The organism is Gordonia terrae, from assembly GCF_051789125.1.
GTDB classification, from domain to species: domain Bacteria; phylum Actinomycetota; class Actinomycetes; order Mycobacteriales; family Mycobacteriaceae; genus Gordonia; species Gordonia terrae_A.
Map to the genome: position 1 here is coordinate 2073907 of NZ_CP196526.1, position 21323 is coordinate 2095229.

Sequence of the window (21323 nt, forward strand, 5' to 3'; positions counted from 1 at the left end):
GGCGCGGGGCCTTTACAGTTGAGGGTGATGAATGAGACCCGCAGCGCATGAGCACTTCTGATCAAGGCGAACACGGCGCGCCGGCAGAACCCTCCGTCAGGACGTTCGACGACCTCGAGATCGACTCGCGGGTCCGCGCGGCCATCACCGACGTCGGGTACGAGACGCCGTCGCCGATCCAGGCCGCCACCATCCCGCCCCTCATGGAGGGCCGCGACGTGGTGGGACTGGCCCAGACCGGAACCGGTAAGACGGCCGCCTTCGCGATCCCCATCCTCTCCCGGCTCGACACCTCGGCGCGTACCCCGCAGGCGCTGATCCTCGCGCCGACGCGCGAGCTCGCCCTGCAGGTCTCCGAGGCCTTCGGTCGATACTCGGCTCACATGCCCGAGGTCAAGGTCCTCCCGATCTACGGCGGGCAGTCCTACGGTGTCCAGCTGGCCGGCCTCCGCCGCGGAGCCCAGGTCATCGTCGGCACCCCCGGGCGCGTCATCGACCATCTCGATCGCAAGACCCTCGACATCTCCGGGCTGGAGTTCCTGGTTCTCGACGAGGCCGACGAGATGTTGACCATGGGCTTCGCCGAGGATGTCGAGCGGATTCTCGCCGAGACGCCCGACACCAAGCAGGTCGCGCTGTTCTCGGCGACCATGCCGAGCGCCATCCGGCGCCTCGCTCAGCGCTACCTGAACTCTCCGCAGGAGATCACGGTCAAGGCGAAGACCGCGACCGCGCAGAACATCACGCAGCGCTATCTGCAGGTGTCCCACCAGCGCAAACTCGATGCGCTCACCCGATTCCTCGAGGTCGAGACGTTCGACGCGATGATCGTCTTCGTCCGTACCAAGCAGGCGACGGAAGAACTCGCCGAGAAGCTGAGGTCTCGCGGATTCTCGGCGGTCGCGATCAACGGCGACCTCGCCCAGGCGCAGCGCGAGCGGACGATCAACCAGCTCAAGAACGGTCAGATCGACATCCTCGTCGCCACCGACGTCGCCGCGCGCGGGCTCGATGTGGACCGCATCTCGCACGTCGTCAACTACGACATCCCGCACGACACCGAGTCGTACGTGCACCGCATCGGTCGGACCGGCCGTGCCGGACGGTCGGGCAACGCACTGCTGTTCGTCTCGCCGCGGGAACGTCATCTGCTGCGAGCGATCGAACGCGCCACCCGTCAGACCCTCACCGAGATCGGGCTGCCCAGCGTCGACGACGTCAACGCCCAGCGCGTCGCCAAGTTCGCCGACTCGATCACCCAGAACCTGTCGTCGGACAATCTCGACCTGTTCCGGGGCCTGATCGAGAACTATGCGCGGGACAACGACGTCACCATGGCCGACATCGCCGCGGCGCTGGCATTGGAAACCCGTGACGGTGGGTTCCTGATGACCCCGGATCCGCCGCAGTCGGAGAGGCGTCCCGAACGGGAGCGTGCTCCGCGACGTCCGGGCGCGACCTTCGCGACCTACCGGATCGCCGTCGGCCGCAAGCACAAGGTATCGCCGGGCGCGATCGTCGGCGCCATCGCGAACGAGGGTGGTCTCAGCCGCGGCGACTTCGGGAACATCAGCATCCGCGACGACTTCAGCCTCGTCGAACTGCCCGACGATCTCGACAGCGAGACGCTGTCCAACCTGCGGCACACCAAGATCGGCAAGAACCCGATCGACATCCGTAAGGACATGGGATCGCCGCGGACACGCGGCGGCGCCAAGCGTGGCGCAGGCGGACAGGGCGGCAACTGGGGAAAGCGTCCGTCTCCGCGGGTCGCCGGACGCGGACGCCGGTCCTGACCTGGGGTCAGTGATACGAACCTTGTCAATCCGAGATCATTCCGTAACCTGGTCGACGGGGTCATCCAACAGATGGTCACCGGGTCCGCGAGAAGCGGGGCCGGTTGTCGAGTGAGTACAGGATCGGTGAGTCACCAGTGTCAGTGGTGAATGCAATTTCAGCAGCAGAAGCAATGGATCACAGCCGTGAGGGACACGCCGTCGTGGTGGACGCGCGCCCCCAGGTGGTGCGTCACCAGGGCAGCCTGCCCGGCGCGCTCGTGGTCGATCCCAACGAGGTTCCCAGGCGGTTCGCCCCGACCCCATCGGGCACATTCCCGGTGATCCGGGACCGCGACACCGAGATCGCGGTCGTGTCGGTGCGTTCGGAGGCGCCGCGGATCGCCGAACAGATCGCCGGGCTCGGATACACCAACGTGCGTTATGTCGACGGCGGATACCCGGCGCTGCGGTCGAGCACCAACAGCTGAGACCCGGGACGCACGCCGCCACCGCGCGGCAGCCTTCCTCTGACCAGCGTCTTGATAGCGTAGAAGCCGCCGGCGACGAGAGGAACACATCGGTATGCAGGATGACGCTCGCGATGTGGTGCGCGATCAGGTCACCCGGCTGATGACGTTCCTGCGGGACCTCGTCCGGTCCCGCTCCGGCGACATCCGCGACATCGACGATCACCCGGGGGCGGTCTGGGTCGGCCCGGGCACTCCCGTGCCGATCCGCGCCGGTGCCGAGCCCGGACAGGTTCTCGGAGAGTTCGCGCCCGGGGCAGACGCCGAGGCGGACGACACGGGGGACGCCCTGGTCGAGCTCGCACGGCTTGTCGATGAACTCGGGGACAACCCCGAGACCCTGGAACTCGTCATCGCCCAGGCGTTCGTCGAGGTCCGGGACGCCACCGACCCTGACTCCGGGCCCCTGGTGCGTGAGCACCTGCTCACCCAGGCCGTCGTCGCCGAACGCGAAGAGGACGGCGTCATCCGGTTGTCCATCGCCTCCGGTTCGGCGCCGGCCGTGCACGACACCCACCTCCTGGCCGCGGTCGACGGTCTGGATCTGTCCGGAGCGGTGAAGGTCCGCGCGAAACTGTCCGCCCAGTCATCGGTGCTCGCCGCGAAGGTCGGGGATCTGACCGCCGAGTGGCTCGACGCGATCGAGATCGACGCCGAGCAGGTGACGCTCGGCCTCGACCTGCGGCCGGCCCTGGTGCTCCGGCAACGAGGGGTCGAGAGCTCGCTGGCTTTCTACGACGCGATCCTTGACGATCTGCGCGACGAGAAGCGTTCGGTCCCTGTGGGATTGGCGCAACTGGTGGCGCCGGTGGAAGCTGCGGACCGGCTCGATGCGCTCGACGCCCCCGGTGTCCTCGCACCTTCCGAACTGATCGCCGATGCCCTGTTCCCGCTGCCGTCGAACGTCGAGCAGCGTGACGTGCTCGTTCGTCTCGGCTCCGACACCGGCGTCGTCGTCGAAGGTCCTCCGGGTACCGGCAAGACCCACACCATCGCCAACGTCACCTCGGCTCTGCTGGCCAAGGGGCAGCGTGTGCTGGTCGTCAGCGAGAAGGCGCACGCCCTCCACGTGTTGCGGGACATGCTCCCGCCCGCGCTGCGGGAACTCACCGTGTCCATCGCCGACATCTCGCAGGATCGATCCGGCGGCATCGTGGACGCCGTCACCGCACTGGCCGAGCGGCGGTCGTCCTTCTCGCCAGGGGTGGCCGACGCCGAGATCGCCGACCTGACCGCGCGCCGCGACCACGCCCTGCGTGAACGCGACCAGACCCTGCGCGAACTGTGGGACCTCCGCGCGGGTGAGACCGAGGTCCGCGAGTGGCTGGCGGGTGACTACCGCGGGACGCCGGCGCAGATCGTCCGTCAGGTGCTGGCAGACGCGGCGGCGTTCGATTGGATGCCGGGCCCGGTCCAGGGTGCGGTGGCACCTCTCGACTCGGCCGAGTTCGTCCGCCTGGCGGATTTGCTCGCCATCACCGGAGGCTCCGCTTCCCGTCTGTCGCAACGATTCCCGGAGCTCTCCGAGTACCTGCCCGACCCGGTCTCGATGAATGCCATCTGCGCGCGGATCGCTGCCCGCCCGCGTGAACCGATGGCCGGCGCGGGATCGCTGTTGGCGGTTCTCGACGGCGTCGAGAGCGAGCGCCTCCTGCGAATCAAGGACATCTGCGACCAGCTCGCGGTGGCGGCAGCCGAGGTGGCGTCGTATCCCGCGCCGATGATCGACATGGCCGACCGGTTGCTCGCCGGCCGGGCCACCCACCTGTGGTCGAGGGTCACGACGCTGTCACCGGTGATCGCCGAGGCCGCACGTCGCGACCGCGACCTCGGGGCACACACCGTCGTCGTCGACGGCGACGGACCCGGCGATGCGGCGTTGTTCGACGCTGCGGCCGACCACCTTCGCGATGGCGGACAGTGGCGGGGACGCCTGCGCCGGTCGCCGCAACAGCGCGCGATCGAGGAGTCACCGGTGCGGGCCACCGTCGATGGTCGGCCTCCTCGGGACGAGGCCTCGCTGCGTCGGGTGGCGGACCATCTCACGGTCGTCGACGCCGTGCATCAGGTCCACCGGATCCTCGGCGACCTGCACGTCCCGGTCGACGCGTCGGGATCGCGTTCCGCGCAGCTCGATCAACTCGTCCGGCTGGACACCCAGTTGAGCTGGATCTCGCGGCTCGTGTCGGGGCGCGAACACCTGGTCCGGGAACTCGAGGCCATCAGCCCGGGCGGGCCCCGGCCGCGCAGCGTCGACGACGTGGCGGCCGTCGCACGGCAGGCGCGATCGATCGCGGCCGCCAATGACGCCGCTCTGGCCGAGCAGGAACTCGCCGAGTGCGCCTACGCGCTGACAGCCGAACTGGAGCAGGGGCCGTCCCCGGAGGGTGACGCGCTCGTCGCGGCGCTCGCCGGGGCCGATGCCGATGCCATCCGGGGCGCCCGCCGGGCCTTCACCGACGCACGCGCCGAGGCGGAGGCGCAGAACGCCCTGGAGCTCCTGGGACTCCGATTGCGCAGCCGCGCTCCCGAACTCGCGAAGTCGATGTGGTCCACGCCGGACGATCCGGTCTGGGCTGAACGCGCCCGTGACATGGGCGCGGCATGGGCGTGGCGCTTCGCCCACACCTGGGCGATGGACCGAAGCGATCCACTCGCCGAGGTCCGGCTGCAGAACGAGCTCGACGCCCTCGACGTCGACATCGCCTCTCTCACCACGCGACTCGCGTCCGCGCGCGCACAACGCGAACTGATGGCGCACACCACCGCCGCCGAGATGCAGGCCGTCCAGTCCTATCGCGACCACATGATCAACCTGGGCAAGGGCTCGGGGAAGCACGCCAATCGATTCCGGCGCGCGGCCCGCGAGGCGATGGCGGAGGCGCAGAACGCCATTCCCGCATGGATCATGTCCATCAGCCAGGTGGCCGAGACGCTGCCGCCACGCCGGAACTCATTCGACGTCGTCATCGTCGACGAGGCCTCCCAGGCCGACATCACCAGTGCTTTCCTCCTGTGGCTCGCTCCGCGGGTGATCGTCGTCGGCGATGACAAGCAGTGCGCCCCGGTCGGGTTGAGTGGCACCACACTCGACGACGCCTTCGCCGAGCTCGACGCGGCCCTTCCGGACCTGCCGCCCTACCTCCGTGACGGACTCACCCCACGATCCAGCCTGTTCTCGTTGTTGCGCAGTCGATTCGGCAATGTCGTCGGCCTGCGTGAGCACTTCCGCTCGATGCCGGAGATCATCGAGTTCTCGTCGCGGCAGTTCTACGGCAGCTCCCCGCTGATCCCGGTGCGGCAGTACGGGTCCGATCGGCTCGAGCCGCTGCGTGTGGTCGCGGTCGAGGGGGTGTCGACCGGCGGCGGGGCGGGGATCATCAACGAGGCCGAGGTCGCGGCGATCGTCGACTCCCTGCGACACTGCCTGGCCGATCCGGCCTACGACGCCATGGACTTCGGGGTCATCGCCCTGCAGGGCACCAAGCAGGTCGAGGCGCTCGACCGGGCCCTGCGCAACGAATTCGATGCCGACACCTGGCATCGGAGGCGGATTCGCGTCGGATCGCCACCGGACTTCCAGGGGGACGAGCGCCGGGTGGTGTTCCTGTCGATGGTCGTGTCCGATCCCGAGTCGATCACGGCGCTGACGCGGGCAGAGTCGCAGCGACGGTTCAACGTGGCGGCAACTCGCGCGATGGATCAGCTGTGGTTGTTCCATTCGGTCGCCCTCGACGACCTCCGGCCCAACGACCTCCGATACTCGCTGCTGTCGTATGTCACGGCCGCGGAAGGGCCCTCGATCACGCCGATGCCCACCGACATCCCCGACGACCGCCGGGTCTCCCCGTTCGACAATCTCCTCGAACAGCGTGTGTTCAATCGCCTTGTGGCGCTTGGCTATCACGTGACCCCGAAGGTCGAGGTCAACAACCGGGTCGTCGACCTCGTGGTCCTCGGCGCGGATGCCCGTATGGCCGTCGAATGCGATGCCGACGAGTTCCGGGGCACCGGACGTCAGGCGCGGTCGGACCTGGAACGCGAGCGCGAGCTGCGTCGTTGCGGGTGGGAGTTCGTGCGGGTGCGCGAGTCCGAGTTCGTGCTGGATCCCGATCGCGTGATCGATCACGTCGCGTCGGTGCTGGATGCGCGTGGATGCAAACCGGGCTCGCTCGCCGCCGCGCCGACGGGACGAGCAACGGTGTCGGATGACGCCCCGCGATGGGAACCGATCGATCTCACCGCGGGGGAGTGACCCACCCCGGTCCTCCGGAGACGTTGGCGCTCAGTCGAGCGCGTGCACGAGAGCCGGTAGACCTTGGGCTGCCGACATCCGCAGGCTGTGGGTCGCCACCTCCGACAGCGCGGAGGGGGCGGGGTTGAACTCGATGACCGGAATGCCCGCCCGCACAGCGCGTTCGGGTAGAGATGCGGCCGGATAGACGATTCCGCTGGTGCCGACGACGATGATCGCCTCCGACGCGCGGAATGCCTGATCGGCCCGCTGCCAATCGGACTCGGGCAGGGCTTCGCCGAACCACACGACTCCGGGTCGGACCGCCCCGCCGCAGCGCGGACAGGTGGGCGGCGGCACACGTGGGTCGAAGGTGATGTCCCCGGGGTCGTCGCCGGGTCCGCTGTCAGGAAGGGCGTCGGCACCCTCGTAGGGGGTACCGCAGACCGAACACCGTGGGGTGAACAGACTTCCGTGCAGATGACTGATGACGTCGCTTCCCGCCCGCTCATGGAGGTCGTCGACGTTCTGGGTCACCACCATCACGGTGCGGGTCGTCCCCAGGTCGGCGAGCGCGCGGTGGCCGGCATTGGGCCGGGCCGTGCGCACCTGCCCAGCGCGCCATCGGTACCACCCCCAGACCAGTGCCGGGTCCCGCTCCCACGCCTCGGGGGTCGCGAGCTCGGCGGGATCGAACCGGTCCCACAGTGCCGCCTGTGAACGCCGGTTCGTCTGCGTGTCGCGGAACGTCGCGATCCCGCTCTCTGCCGACATGCCCGCGCCGCTGAAGACGGTGATCCAGTCGGCGCCCCGTATGAGTTCTGCGACGTCGGGGGGGATGACCGGCTGTGGCGTCTGGCCGCCGGTCATCCGGCGGATTCGAGCGAGGCGCGCACTCGCGCCGCGGTCTCGTCCGGGTCGGGGTCCCGGCGCACGAGGAACCCCTTCGCGAAGCTCAACTTGTCGCCCGTGTGCCGCGGAACCACGTGCAGGTGGGTGTGGAAGACCGTCTGGAAAGCCGCGCTCCCGTCGTTCAGTGCGAGATTCACCCCGTCCGCGGCCATCGGTCCGGCCTTCAAGGCGGTGGCGAGTCGCTGTCCCGCGCGGAACAGTGCCGATCCGATCGCCGGGTCGAGATCGTCGAGGCCTGTGGAGTGAACCCGTGGGACGAGCAGGGTGTGGCCGCGCGTCACGGGCCGGATGTCGAGGAAGCCGACGACGTCGTCGTCGGAGTAGACGATGCGTCCCGGCGACGTGCCCTCGACGATGGCGCAGAAGATGCAACTGCTCATGGGCCGACTCTAGGACAACCGCGGGGTCGCTCTCTCGTTCGTCCGCCGCGCCGGCGTGGTTCACATCACATAACGGTTTGGTAACGGTTCGCCGAGTGATTGTTCGGGTCGCCGGGCCGCTGGATCCGCAACGCCTGGCCTGCGCGTTTCGAGACCCTTCTCACGGGCGTTGACGAGGTCCTCTAAGTTACCCGCGCGGTTACTGGCGGGTATACCGACAGGTCACCGTGAAACATGAGGTTTCCCTCACTTTCGTGTGCCATCATGGGTGTCACGTTCACGCCGGCAGCGATTCACCAACCAGTCGACACCTGCCAATGCCCCTGCGCGGCAATCGTGTTCGTCCGTTGTACCAGCTAGCTCCACCAGGCAGAGTCGCCGAGGCGGCTGACCACGTCTGCGACATCGCGGATGTACGCGTGAGACCTCCGATGACACCGAGGTTTCCGCCGGCCGACCCGACCTGCCACACACAGACAATCCGACAACGCTCAACCCCATAGACACTCCGCAACCTCAGACTCTCCAGACCGACCACCACACAGGAGTATTCGTGACAGTCGACCAGTTCCGTTCCGGCTCACAGGGCGCCGCCAACGCAGAGCGCCCGACCACCACGCTCATCGAGCGGCTCACCCAGGGCGAGCCTTACGCGATCAGCTTCGGCGGCCAGGGCGGTGCGTGGCTGCCCACACTGGCCGAGCTGGTGGTCGATGCCGACCTGGAACATCGAATCGCCAAGATCGTGGATTCGGCCGAGCGGCTCGTCGCGCCCGTCGCCGACGACCTGGTCGTCGCCCGGGCAGCCGGTTTCCACCCGCTCACCTGGGTGCACGCGCACGACGCCGGCGACGAGGTCCCCTCCGAGACCGCGCTCGCCGACTTCACGCTCTCCGGGCCCGGCGTGCTGCTGACCCAGCTCGCCGCCATCGAGGCGCTCCGCAAGCAGGGACTCGACACCGCCGCCCTCCCGCCGAACGCCGTGGTCGGTCATTCGCAGGGATCTCTGGCCACCGACGCGGTCGGCGCCGATGGCAAGGTCGCGGAGTCGGGGCAGGGACTGCTGCTCGCGGTCGCCCATCTCATCGGAGCAGCGGGTTCGCTCATCGCCCGCCGTCGGGGCCTGGGGATCACCACCGACGGCACCCCGATGCTCGCGCTCAACAACGTCAGTCCGGCCCGGGTCGAGGAGATCTTGGCGCACTACCGTGCGGGACTTCCGGAGAGCGACCTGACGACCGCGCCGGTCGTCTCCATCATCAACAGCCGTAACGCCCTCGTGCTGTCCGGCGCCCCGCGCCACCTGGCCGCCTTCACGGCACTCTGCGAGCGGATCGCCGCCACCGAGGCCGACGAACGCAAGCGCAAGCTGACCGGCGGCGCCCCGTTCGCTCCGAAGTTCGACCAGCTGCAGGTCTCGGTGGCCTTCCATCACCCGGGCATGGCCGAGGCCGTCCAGCTCGTCGCCGACTGGGCGGATCGGTGCGGCATCGACCGTGACCTCGCCACCCGTCACGCCCACGACATCCTCGTCGCCCGCGTCGACTGGGTGTCGTCGGTCGACGCGGTGGTCGCGGGCGGCGCCAAGTGGGTGCTCGACTTCGGTCCCGGCGACATCGCCACCCGCCTCACCGCCTCGCTCGTGCGTGGCCAGGGCGTCGGGCTGGTCCCGGCGGCACTCCGCGTCGGACAGCGCAACCTCTTCAGCCCCGGCGGCGTCCCCGAGGTCGCCGCGCCGTGGTCGCAGTTCGCGCCGACCCTCGCCGAGCTGCCCGACGGGCGCACCGTCGTCGAGACCGCGTTCACCCGCCTCACCGGACGTTCTCCGATGCTGCTGGCCGGTATGACCCCGACCACCGTCGACCCGGCGATCGTCGCCGCCGCGGCGAATGCGGGCCACTGGGCCGAGCTCGCCGGCGGCGGACAGGTCACCGAGGACATCTTCGCGCGCAACATCGCCAAGCTCACCGACCTGCTCGAGCCGGGCCGTGAGGCGCAGTTCAACGCACTCTTCCTCGATCCCTACCTGTGGAAGCTGCAGCTCGGTGGCAAGCGCATCGTGCAGAAGGCCCGCGCCCAGGGTGCCCCGCTCGACGGCGTGATCGTCTCGGCCGGCATCCCCGAGCTCGAGGACGCCGTCGCGCTCGTCGACGAGTTCGTCGAGGCCGGCCTGCGTTTCGTCGCGTTCAAGCCCGGCACCGTGGAGCAGATCCGGTCGGTCGTGCGCATCGCCGCCGAGGTGCCGCAGCACCCGATCATCGTCCAGATCGAAGGCGGCCGCGCCGGCGGTCACCACTCCTGGGAAGATCTCGACGATCTGCTCCTCGCCACCTACGGCGAGCTGCGCGCCCGCCCCAACGTGGTGATCTGCGTCGGCGGCGGCATCGGTACCCCTGAGCGCGCCAGCGAGTACCTCACCGGCACCTGGTCGGCGGGATACGGCTACCCCGTGATGCCCCTCGACGGCATCCTCATCGGCACCGCGGCCATGGCGGCCAAGGAGGCCACCACCACGCCCGAGGTCAAGCAGCTCCTCGTCGACACCGCAGGTATCGACGAGTGGATCGGTGCCGGACACGCCACCGCGGGGATGGCGTCCGGTCGCTCGCAGCTCGGAGCCGACATCCACGAGGTCGACAACACCGCCTCTCGCTGTGGCCGGCTGCTCGACGAGGTGGCCGGTGACGCCGAGGCCGTCGCCGCACGACGCGATGAGATCATCGCCGCGATGGCCGACACCGCCAAGCCGTACTTCGGCGACGTCGCCACCATGACCTACCGCGAATGGCTCGACCGCTACGCCACCCTCGCGGTCGGCGATTCGCGCGGCGAGCAGGTCCCGTGGGCCGACATCACCTGGCAGCAGCGATTCGTCGAGATGCTCCAGCGCACCGAGGCGCGCATGCACCCGAAGGATTCGGGGCCCATCCCGACGATGTTCGGCGATGTCGTCACCGCCGACGACCCGCACGCCGCCATCGACGCGCTCGGCAGCGTGTACCCGGAGATCGACACCGACGTGCTGCACCCCGCCGATGTCGCCTTCTTCCTCGAGCTGTGCCGTACCCCCGGAAAGCCGGTCAACTTCGTGCCGGTCATCGACAAGGACGTCCGGCGCTGGTGGCGCAGTGACTCGCTGTGGCAGGCCCACGACCCCCGCTATGGCGCCGACGCCGTGTGCGTCATCCCCGGTCCGGTCGCCGTGGCCGGCATCACCCGCGTCGACGAGCCGGTCGGCGAGCTGCTCGATCGTTTCGAGGCCCGGGTGGCGGCCGACCTGCACACCGCGGGGGAACAGCCGGTGGCCGTCGCCTCGCGTCACCGTGCCGGACTCGTCGATGACGCCGGCGTGCTGACCTCCGTGCTGGAGTCCGACGACGTCAGCTGGGCGGGCCGCATCGTGGCGAGCCCCGTCGCGTTGCTGGGTGACCGGCAGTCCTGGACCGTGGTCGCTCCCGAGCGCGCCGAACACGCCACCAGTGGCGCGGTGCTCGAGCAGGCCGGTCCCGCAACCGACGGCGCCACCCGCTTCGATCTCGTCGTCCCGATTTCCGGTGCCTCCGTACGCATTCCGCTGCTCGCCGGCGACAGCCTGCGCGACGGCGGTGCCCCGCTGGTCGGGCTCGACGCCGCGTCGAACGCCATGCGCGAGATCCTCACCGTCGCCGCCGGCGGCAGCCTCGCCGAGGTCGACGGCGGGGTCTCGTCGACCACCGTGACGTGGCAGCCCGACTCGGTCGCCGACCATGCCGCGGTCACCGGGTTCTCGCTGCCGGCACATCTGCGTCCCACGACGCCGACCGACCCGTTCGGATTCGCCGTACCCGACACGCTGGTCGGCGCATGCTGGCCGAGCGTGTTCAGCGTCATCGGTGCCGCCCGCACCGACGACGGTCAACCGGTGGTGGAGGGGTTGCTCGACCTGGTTCACCTGGACCACGCGATCGCCCTGACCGGCGAGATCCCCACAACAGCAACCGAACTCACCGTGATCGCGCGAACCGGAGCGGTGCGCGACGCCGAGGTTGGCCGCGTCGTCGAGGTGTCGGTCGAGATCACGGGACCGTCCGGGCAGATCGCGACGCTCGACGAGCGGTTCGCCATCCGTGGACGTCTCGGAGCTGCCGAACTCACCGATCCCGCCCGTGCCGGCGGCGCGCCGGTCGCTGAGCAGTCGGCCACGCGCAAGTTGCTCCGCACGGCGACGATCACCGCCCCGAACCGGATGCACGGCTTCGCCGTGGTCTCGGGCGACCGCAACCCCATCCACACCGACACCGCTGCGGCGAAGCTGGCGGGACTCGGCGATCCGATCGTGCACGGGATGTGGCTCTCGGCCGCGGCCCAGCAGGTCGTGACCGCCACCGACTCGAAGAAGCCCATACCGTCGGCGCGTCCGCTGATCGGTTGGACCGCCCGCTATCTCGGCATGGTCCGGCTGGGTGACACCATCACCGTCCGCGTCGACCGGGTCGGCCTCGACAACGGCCGTGAGGTCGTCGAGGTGAGCGCCAAGGTCGGCGACAACCTCGTCATGAGCGCCACCGGACTGCTCGCCGCGCCGCGGACCGTCTACGCGTTCCCCGGCCAGGGCATCCAGAGCAAGGGCATGGGTCTCGACGCCCGCTCCCGTTCGAAGGCGGCCCGCAAGATCTGGGACCGCGCCGACAAGCACACCCGCGCGGCGCTGGGCTTCTCGATCCTGGCCGTCGTCCGCGACAACCCGACGACCCTCGTGGCCAACGGAACCACGTACAACCACCCCGACGGGGTGCTGTACCTGACGCAGTTCACCCAGGTCGCCATGGCGACCCTCGGTGTCGCGCAGATCGCCGAACTCAAGGAGTCCGGCGGCTTCGTCGAGGGTGCGATCACCTGCGGCCACTCGGTGGGTGAGTACAACGCCCTCGCGGCCTGTGCGGGAGTCCTGCCGCTGGAGGCGGTGCTGGAGGTCGTGTTCCAGCGGGGCGAGGCGATGCACCACCTGGTTCCGCGCGATGCGCAGGGGCGCAGCGACTATCGGATGGCCGCGATCCGGCCGAGTCAGTTCGGTCTGGCCGACGCCGAGGTCACCGACTTCGTGGCGGGTGTGGGCGCCTCGGCGGGCGAGTTCCTCGAGGTCGTCAACCTCAACCTGCTCGGGTCGCAGTACGCGATCGCGGGCACGGTCCGCGGACTCGAAGAACTCGAGGCCGAGATCGACCGCCGCCGCGCCGAATTCGGTGGCAAGCGGGCCTTCATCCTGATCCCGGGTATCGACGTCCCGTTCCACTCGAGCGTGCTGCGGGCCGGCGTGCCGGAGTTCCGCGGCAAGCTCGCCGAGCTGCTGCCCGCCGACATCGACATCGACATCCTGGTCGGTCGCTACATCCCGAACCTGGTGCCGCGCCTGTTCACTCTCGAACGCGATTTCGTCGAGGAGATCGCGGCACTCGTGCCGTCGGAGCCGCTGGACGCGGTTCTCGCGGACTGGAATGCCTGGGAGGCGACCCCGAACGAGCTCGCCCGGGTGATCCTGATCGAGCTGCTGGCCTGGCAGTTCGCCAGCCCGGTCCGCTGGATCGAGACCCAGGAGCTGCTGTTCGGTGGCCCCGAGCGCAATGGACTCGGCGTCCAGCGGTTCGTCGAGATCGGTCTGAAGGGGGCGCCGACGCTGTCGGGTCTGGCCACCAACACGCTCAAGCTCGACGACTACGCCGCGGCCACCACCGAGGTGCTCAACGTCGAACGCGACAGCGATGTCATCCTCGCGAAGGACGCCGGTCACGAGCCGGACGAGGACGAGATCGAGACCCCCGCATCAGCGCAGGCGACCGACGCCGCACCGGCGGCCGCGGCACCTGCCGCCCCGGCTGCGCCCGCGGCTCCCGCAGCGCCGGCCGGCGGTCCGCGTCCCGACGACATCGCCTTCAGCCCGTCCGACGCGGTGAAGTCCGTGATCGCGCTGTGGACGAAGATGCGTGTCGATCAGATCGGGTCGGCGGACACCATCGAGGCCCTGTGTGACGGTGTGTCCTCGCGACGCAACCAGTTGCTCCTCGACATCGGCGGTGAGCTCGGACTCGGAGCCATCGACGGCGCCGCAGAGGCGGACATGAACGCCCTGTCCTCGACGGTGGAGGCACTCGCACGCGGATACCGACCCCTCGGCGCGGTCCTCACCGATGCGGTGAGCGACCAGATCCGCAAGGTTCTCGGACCGGTGGGCAAGCGGCAGAACTACATCACCGACCGGGTCGCGAACGTGTGGCAGCTCGGGCCGGGATGGGGACTGCACACCACGGTCGCCCTGGCGCTGGGCACTCGCGAGGGTGCGTCGGTCCGCGGCGAGGCCCTGGGCAATCTGCTCGACGGCCCGCTCACCAACACCGAGGCCCTCGACGCCCTCGTCGACCGGGCAGTGTCCGCGGTCGGCTCGGTCAAGGGCATCCCGGTGAGCAAGCCGGCCGCCGAATCCGGCGGTGGCGCGACGGTCGATGCCGCGGCGTTGGGCGAGTTCACCGAGCAGATCACCGGGCGCTCCGGGGCGCTGGCCTCGGCGGCCTACACCGTCCTGGAGAAGCTCGGACTCGCCGAGGTCGACGACCTCGCCGAGGCCGCGGCCGACCCGAATGCCGAACTCGCCGAACTCGTGAGTGCCGAACTGGGTTCGGACTGGGCACGCACCGTGGCGCCGGCCTTCGACGCCGCCAAGGTGGTGCTCATCGACGACCGGTGGGCCACCTGCCGGGAGGACCTCGTTCGCCTCTGGCTGCGTGACGAGCACGATGTCGAGGCCGATTTCGACGGCATCGTGCGCGGATTCGCCGGCTCGGGCAACGCTGTCGCCGAGCACGCCAACTGGTGGCAGGGCAAGGCGCTGGCCGCCGGAAACGCCGTGCACGCACGGGCCTTCGCTGCCATCGCGCACGCCGCCGAGGACCCCGGCACCGGTGCCTACAGCGGCGAGATCGCCGTGGTGACCGGCGCCAGCAAGGGTTCCATCGCCGCGGGCGTGACGGCCGGGCTGCTCGCGGGCGGCGCAACCGTCATCGCCACGACGTCGCGGCTCGATTCCGAGCGACTGGCCTTCTACAAGAATCTGTACCGCGAGAACGCACGGACCGGCGCGGCACTGTGGATCGCCCCGGCGAACATGGCCTCCTACGCCGATGTCGACGACCTCGTCGCCTGGATCGCCGCGGAGCAGACCGAGAACCTCGGTGGCACAACGGCAGTCGTCAAGCCGGCGATGAAGCCGACCATGCTCTTCCCGTTCGCCGCCCCACGTGTCGCCGGTGACCTCACCGACGCGGGCGGTCGTGCCGAGCTCGAGATGAAGGTGCTCCTCTGGTCGGTGGAGCGGCTCATCGCCGGTCTCGCCGACGCCCACTCCGATCACGACATCGCCGCACGCGTGCACGTCGTGCTCCCCGGTTCGCCCAACCGCGGCATGTTCGGTGGCGACGGTGCCTACGGCGAGAGCAAGGCGTCTCTCGACGCCCTCGTGCAGCGCTGGTCGGCCGAGGAGTCGTGGGGTTCCAAGACCAGCCTGGCGCACGCGCTCATCGGCTGGGTGCGGGGCACCGGGCTCATGGGACACAACGACGGCATGGTCGACGCGGTCGAGGCCGCCGGTGTGCGCACCTGGAGCACCGACGAGATGGCGGCCAACCTGCTGACGCTGTGCACGCCCGAACAGCGTGCGGCTGCGGCACAGACGCCGATTCTGGCCGACTTCACCGGTGGGTTGGACAGCTCGACCGACCTGAAGGCACTCGCCGCGACGGCCGCAGCCTCGGCCGAGTCGGTCGAGGAAGCGGACACCGAGACCGCCCCGACCGTCGCGGCATTGCCCGCACCGGCGCGTGCTCCCCGCGGCCTGCGTCCCGCGTGGCCGTCCATCGACGCACGACCGGAGGACATGGTCGTGATCGTCGGCGCCGGCGAGCTCGGCCCGTACGGCTCGGCGCGCACGCGTTTCGAGATGGAGGTCGACGAGAAGCTCTCGGCGGCAGGCGTCCTCGAGCTCGCATGGAACACCGGTCTGGTGCACTGGGATTCGGTTCCCAAGCCGGGCTGGTACGACACCGCCTCCGGGGATCCGGTGCCCGAGAGCGAGATCGCGGAGCGCTACCACGACGAGGTCGTCTCGCGGTGCGGTATCCGCCGCTACGCCGACGACGGGGCGATGGTCGACAACACGTCGCCGTTGCTCACGTCGGTCTACATCGACGAGGATCTGACGTTCACGGTGAACTCGGAGACCGAGGCACGAGCGTTCGCCGGTGCCAACCCCGAGAAGACCCGCGTCACGCAGAACGCCGACGGTGACTGGCAGGTCACACGCCTCGCCGGCACCGAGATCCGGGTCCCGCGCCAGTTCGCGCTGAGCCGGACCGTGGGCGGCCAGATCCCGACCGGATTCGACCCGACCCGCTGGGGGGTCACGCCCGACATGGCGGAGTCGATCGACCGTGTCGCGCTGTGGAATCTCGTGGCGACCGTGGATGCGTTCCTGTCGTCGGGCTTCACCCCGAGTGAACTGATGCGCTGGGTGCACCCCGGCCTGGTGGCCAACACCCAGGGCACCGGCATGGGCGGCATGACGTCGATGCGCGACCTGTATGTCAACACGCTGCTCGGCGAGGCCAACGCCAACGACATCCTGCAGGAGGCCCTGCCGAACATCGTTGCCGCACACGTTGTCCAGTCCTACGTCGGTAGCTACGGCGCGATGATCCATCCGGTCGCGGCCTGCGCCACGGCAGCGGTCTCGGTCGAGGAGGGCGTGGACAAGATCCGCCTCGGCAAGGCGCTGTTCACGGTGTCCGGCGGCTTCGACGACCTCGGCATCGAGGGCATCGTCGGCTTCGGTGCGATGTCGGCGACCGCCGACTCGGCGAAGATGACAGCGCGTGGCATCGACGATCGCCGGTTCTCCCGGGCCAACGACCGCAGGCGCGGCGGGTTCGTCGAGTCGGCCGGCGGCGGCACGATCCTGCTCGCCCGTGGTGACATCGCAGCGGAGATGGGCCTGCCCGTCCTCGGTGTGGTGGCGTGGGCCCAGAGCTTCGGCGACGGCGTGCACACCTCGATCCCGGCTCCGGGACTCGGTGCGCTCGGCGCGGCCCGCGGGGCACTGTCCTCGCCGCTGGCGAACTCGCTCAACGCCCTCGGGGTGAGTGCAGACGACGTCGCGGTGGTGTCCAAGCACGACACGTCCACCAAGGCCAACGATCCCAACGAGTCCGAGCTGCACGAGCGGCTCGCGGCGGCGATCGGCCGGGGCAAGGGTGCGCCGCTGTTCGTGGTGTCACAGAAGTCCCTGACGGGTCACGCCAAGGGTGGCGCGGCCGCCTTCCAGCTCATCGGGCTGTGCCAGATGTTGCGCGACGGGGTCATCCCGCCCAACCGCAGCCTGGACTGCGTCGACGACAAGATGGCCGAGTACCCGCATCTGGTGTGGCCGCGCGAGACCCTGCAGCTGGGGGAGCGGTTCCCGCTCAAGGCGGGCCTGCTGACCAGCCTCGGCTTCGGTCACGTGTCCGGACTGATCGCGGTCGTCCATCCCGAGGCGTTCCTCGCCTCGCTGGATCCCGAACAGCGTGACGTCTACCGGCAGCGTGCCGACGAGCGGGCGCGGCAGGGCAGGCAGCGCTTCCTGCAGTCGATCTGCGGTGGCGAGGCGGCCTACCAGCGTCCGCCGAACCGCCGCTTCGACGAGGCGGTCGACGAGCACGACGCCGAGGCCGGCATGCTCCTCGATCCGCGGGTCCGACTCGACGGCGCCGACGTCTACGGCGCGAGCGAGCCGGTCGCGGGGAGCCGGTGACGGCGCATGACGCGAACGGGCAATCCGGCGGCGGCACGGCGGAGTCCGACGGCATGAGTGTTCTCGGCGTCGGGATCGACATCGTGTCGATCCCGGAGTTCGGCGAGCAGCTGCGACAGCCGGGTACGACGTTCGCCGACCGGTTCACGGTCGGCGAGCGTCGGGACTCGGCTGCCGGTACCGGCGACGACGCGCGGCATCTCGCGGCCCGGTGGGCGGCGAAGGAAGCTGTCGTCAAAGCGTGGTCGGTCAGCCGGTTCTCGAGATCGCCGCTGCTGCCGCTCATCCGGCACAGCGACATCGAGGTCGTCACCGACAACTGGGGGCGTCCGGCCATCCGGCTGTCCGGCGAGATCGGTGAGCACCTGCGTGAGGCCACCGTGCACGTGTCGTTGACGCACGACGGGGACACCGCCGCGGCCGTGGCGATCCTCGAGGGCAGATAGGGCCGGGCTCAGACGGTGCTGGTCGACTCCTCGAGGAGCAGATAACCGGCGAGCATCCGTTTGAGTTCGGAGACGGTCTCGTCGTGATCGTGGCCGTCCTGCACAGAGAAGCTCAGCAACGAGTAGGCCGTGTGCACGAGCACCTGGGACATCATCTCGCGCCGCTCCCGCTGTGACGGCGTGAGCGGCGCGATGATGCGCGCCACCTGTTCGGCCAGGACACGTTCGTTCAGCGACGCGGTCGCGCGGGTCGCGGGCGTGGACTGCACGGCCAGCCACACGGCGCGTCGTGACGGGTCGGTCCGCCAGAGCGCGGCGAGGTGATCGAGGAACTTCTCGAGAAGACTCGGCCACTTCAGCGACGGCACCTCGGAGGAGAACGCGGTCAGTTCCTCCCGGACGTCGACGGTGTCCTGACGGTCGAGTTCACAGACGATGACGTATTTGTTCGCGAAGTACTGGTAGAGGGTGCCGATCGGCACCTCGGCGCGGGTCGCGATCTCCTCACACGTGAGGGACTCGAAGCCGACGTCGATCAGTAGTTCCCGCGCCGCCTCGAGCATCGCCTGGAACTTGCGTTTGCTGCGTTCCTGTGTGGGCCGCTTGCGCGGCATCAGTGGTTGGGCGGGCTCGGACATGGGGATCTCTCAGACGGACAGGTCGCGTCGCAGCTTGGCGACGTGCCCGGTGGCCCGGACGTTGTACTGCGCCAGTGCGATGGTGCCGTCGGCGTCGACGAGGAACGTCGAGCGGATGACACCGGTGACCGTCTTGCCGTACATCTTCTTCTCGCCGAAGGCGCCCCACTCGGTGAGCACCTTCTTCTCCGGGTCGCTGAGCAACGGGAACGTGAGTCCCTCGGCCTCGACGAACTTCGCCAGCTTCGCCGGCTTGTCCGGGGAGATGCCCAGCACGGCGATGCCGGCCTCGTTCAGCTCGCCGAGGTTGTCGCGGAAGTCGCACGCCTGCTTGGTGCACCCGGGGGTCGACGCCGCCGGATAGAAGTAGACGACGACCTTGCGGCCCGCGTAATCCGACAGCGAGACCGGGTTGCCGTCGGCGTCGGGCAGGGTGAACGCCGGGGCACGGTCACCGGCGGCCAGGCGGGTGGCCGGCGCCGAGTCCGAGGAAGTGAGCTCTGCCATGCACGCCAGGCTAGTGCATGGCCACGTGCGGGGACGCCGGGATGTCGTAGCATCGAAGCGCTGCCCTGGCCGCGGTGGATGCCGCGGCCGGCCGCCGGTCGGCTCTGTGTCGAACCGTCGGCGGGCGAGAAGTCAATCGAGAAGCGCCGGAAGGATGCAACGTGGCCGGAGACACCGAACGTATCGAGCAGGAGATCGCCAAGGCCCGGGAGGATCTGGCCGGCACGCTCGACGCGTTGGCCGAGCGCGCCAACCCGCAGCGCCTCGCCGACGACGCCAAGTCCAAGGCGCTCGCCACGCTGCAGACGCCTGCGGTCAAGTACACGCTCGCCGGGGTAGGGGCCCTGGTGCTGATCCTCGTCATCCGAAAGGTCGCCTCGTAGCCACGCGTGACCACCGGGTGCGAGAGGTGTTCCCGTGGAGCCCCATCAGTGGCAGAACCCGCTCCGAACAGGCGATTTCACTTCTGCCGCACGGGTCCTGTAAGGTTCCTTCTCGCACCGGCAAGCGCCATTAGCTCAATTGGCAGAGCAGCTGACTCTTAATCAGCGGGTTCGGGGTTCGAGTCCCTGATGGCGCACAGAGTCCACAAGACGCCTCGCATTCCTGCGAGGCGTCTTGTGGCATCTCAGATCGTTTCGCCCACCAACAGCGGTGGATGAACAACAGGTGAACGTTCATCCGTTCTGACGCGCAACGCGCCACTCGAACGGATGACCGGACATTGATTCGGCTCGATCTCTCGTACACTGGTCCGGGACATCGGGTTCGACATCTCGGTTTTCCAGAATTCGGTGCATCGGGGACCGGCCTCTTCGGGGTCGGGACGGAACAGGCGGGAGTGAGATGGGGATCGGTCGTACTCGACGGATGCCGCTGATCATCAGCGGTGTGTTGCTGGCGGTGATCGCACTGGTGACGTCGTGCACGCAGGAGCCCTCGTATCCCGACAACGTCAGCAGCTCCAGCCTTTTCGACGATCTGCTCAAGCCGGGTCTCGAGATCACGGAGCTGGCCGAGCGTCCGTTGAGTGACAACGCCGTCGGCGTGCAACCGGGCGCGCCCATCAAGGTCAAGACCAGCGAGGGCACGATCAGCCGCGTGCTGATCAAGAAGTCCGACGGCACGCCGCTGAAGGGCACCTTCGCCGACAACGACACGGTGTGGGTCAGCAGCGAGGCGCTCGGGTACAACCGCACGTACACCCTGGAGACCGATGCGGTCGGCATCGGCGGCGCGGTCACCAAGAAGGTCACTTTCACGACCAGCAGCCCCAACAACCTGACCCAGGCCTACCTGACGCCGAGTCCCGGCGAGACCGTCGGCATCGGGCAGCCGGTGGCCGTCAAGTTCGACGAGCCGATCGCGGATCGCCGTGCCGCACAGCGAGCCATCAAGATCACCACCGATCCTCCGGTGGAAGGCGCGTTCTACTGGATCAGCCCCAGTGAGGTGCGCTGGCGTCCCGCCGAGTACTGGAAGCCGGGCACCAAGGTGCGCGTCGCCGTGAACACCTACGGCATCGACCTCGGCGACGGGCTGTTCGGCCAGGAGAACGTGCGCACCAACTTCACGGTGGGCCGATCGATGGTCATCACCGCCGACGACAACACCAAGCAGGTCGTCTTCGAACGCGACGGGAAGGTCATCAGGACCATGCCCACGTCGATGGGCAAGCCCGGCGACGAGACCGACAACGGCATCTACCTGGTTTCGGACAAGCACGATCACATCATCATGGACTCGTCGACGTACGGCGTCCCGATCAACTCCTCGAACGGGTACCGCACGCCGGTCGACTACGCGACGCGAATGTCCTACAGCGGCATCTTCTTCCACTCCGCTCCGTGGTCGGTGTGGGCGCAGGGCAACACCAACACGAGTCACGGCTGCCTGAACCTCAGTCCGGAAAACGCCCTGTGGGTCATGGAGAACACGCTGCGCGGCGACCCGGTGGTCGTGAAGAACACGACCGGCGGAACCCTGTCGGGCACCGACGGACTCGGTGACTGGAACATCCCGTGGTCGGTGTGGCGCAAGGGCAACGCCGACAACGCCTGACGCCAGACAGCTCCCGGACGCCACCG

The 21323-nt window shown here is 69.0% G+C and carries 11 protein-coding genes and 1 tRNA gene; 8 read left to right on the plus strand and 4 right to left on the minus strand.

Annotated features, from left to right (window positions below; all coding sequences use genetic code 11):
- Nucleotides 1-47 precede the first annotated feature (47 nt).
- From ACSUZC_RS09425 to ACSUZC_RS09435, 3 genes are all read left to right on the plus strand, one after another.
- Entirely contained in the window at nt 48-1796 is a 1749-nt protein-coding gene (locus ACSUZC_RS09425; RefSeq protein WP_439032555.1) for a DEAD/DEAH box helicase, read from the plus strand.
- 137 nt (nt 1797-1933) lie between these two features.
- On the plus strand, nt 1934-2266 hold the full coding sequence (locus ACSUZC_RS09430) for a rhodanese-like domain-containing protein (protein ID WP_439032556.1): 333 nt from the start codon (nt 1934-1936) through the stop codon (nt 2264-2266).
- A 94-nt stretch (nt 2267-2360) separates the two neighbouring features.
- Nucleotides 2361-6560 carry an AAA domain-containing protein gene (locus ACSUZC_RS09435; protein WP_439032557.1) on the plus strand — a complete coding sequence of 1400 codons (4200 nt, stop codon included), beginning with the start codon at nt 2361-2363 and terminating at the stop codon, nt 6558-6560.
- Between the two features lie 30 nt (nt 6561-6590).
- On the opposite strand, the gene ACSUZC_RS09440 is transcribed toward ACSUZC_RS09435, so the two are convergent.
- Together ACSUZC_RS09440 and ACSUZC_RS09445 are read right to left on the minus strand one after the other, a co-directional pair.
- Nucleotides 6591-7409 carry an SIR2 family NAD-dependent protein deacylase gene (locus ACSUZC_RS09440; RefSeq protein WP_439032558.1) on the minus strand — a complete coding sequence of 273 codons (819 nt, stop codon included), beginning with the start codon at nt 7407-7409 and terminating at the stop codon, nt 6591-6593.
- Nucleotides 7406-7831 (minus strand): HIT family protein, encoded by a 426-nt coding sequence (locus ACSUZC_RS09445; RefSeq protein WP_439032559.1) that lies wholly within the window; start codon nt 7829-7831, stop codon nt 7406-7408. Before ACSUZC_RS09445 ends, ACSUZC_RS09440 begins: the two co-directional genes overlap by 4 nt.
- A gap of 553 nt (nt 7832-8384) precedes the next feature.
- Here ACSUZC_RS09445 and ACSUZC_RS09450 point away from each other — a divergent pair.
- Both ACSUZC_RS09450 and acpS read left to right on the plus strand, forming a co-directional pair.
- Entirely contained in the window at nt 8385-17645 is a 9261-nt protein-coding gene (locus ACSUZC_RS09450) for a fatty acid synthase subunit beta domain-containing protein (protein WP_439032560.1), read from the plus strand.
- A gap of 53 nt (nt 17646-17698) precedes the next feature.
- A complete protein-coding gene (gene acpS / locus ACSUZC_RS09455) occupies nt 17699-18091 on the plus strand; it encodes a holo-ACP synthase AcpS (protein WP_238419338.1) in 393 nt (130 codons plus the stop codon).
- Nucleotides 18092-18099: 8 nt separating this feature from the next.
- Here acpS and ACSUZC_RS09460 read toward each other — a convergent pair whose 3' ends face one another.
- Both ACSUZC_RS09460 and bcp read right to left on the minus strand, forming a co-directional pair.
- The gene (locus tag ACSUZC_RS09460) at nt 18100-18729 is read right to left on the minus strand and encodes a TetR family transcriptional regulator (RefSeq protein WP_439032561.1); all 630 of its coding nucleotides are present in this window, start codon (nt 18727-18729) and stop codon (nt 18100-18102) included.
- Between the two features lie 9 nt (nt 18730-18738).
- Nucleotides 18739-19236 (minus strand): thioredoxin-dependent thiol peroxidase, encoded by a 498-nt coding sequence (bcp, locus tag ACSUZC_RS09465; RefSeq protein ID WP_439032562.1) that lies wholly within the window; start codon nt 19234-19236, stop codon nt 18739-18741.
- 161 nt (nt 19237-19397) lie between these two features.
- Here bcp and ACSUZC_RS09470 point away from each other — a divergent pair, with 161 nt between their 5' ends.
- The 3 genes from ACSUZC_RS09470 (at nt 19398) to ACSUZC_RS09480 (ending at nt 21297) form a co-directional block, all read left to right on the plus strand.
- A complete protein-coding gene (locus ACSUZC_RS09470) occupies nt 19398-19619 on the plus strand; it encodes a DUF3618 domain-containing protein (RefSeq protein ID WP_238419018.1) in 222 nt (73 codons plus the stop codon).
- A gap of 124 nt (nt 19620-19743) precedes the next feature.
- Nucleotides 19744-19816, plus strand: a tRNA-Lys gene (locus tag ACSUZC_RS09475).
- Between the two features lie 290 nt (nt 19817-20106).
- A complete protein-coding gene (locus tag ACSUZC_RS09480) occupies nt 20107-21297 on the plus strand; it encodes a L,D-transpeptidase (protein WP_439033058.1) in 1191 nt (396 codons plus the stop codon).
- The last annotated feature ends 26 nt before the right edge of the window (nt 21298-21323 follow it).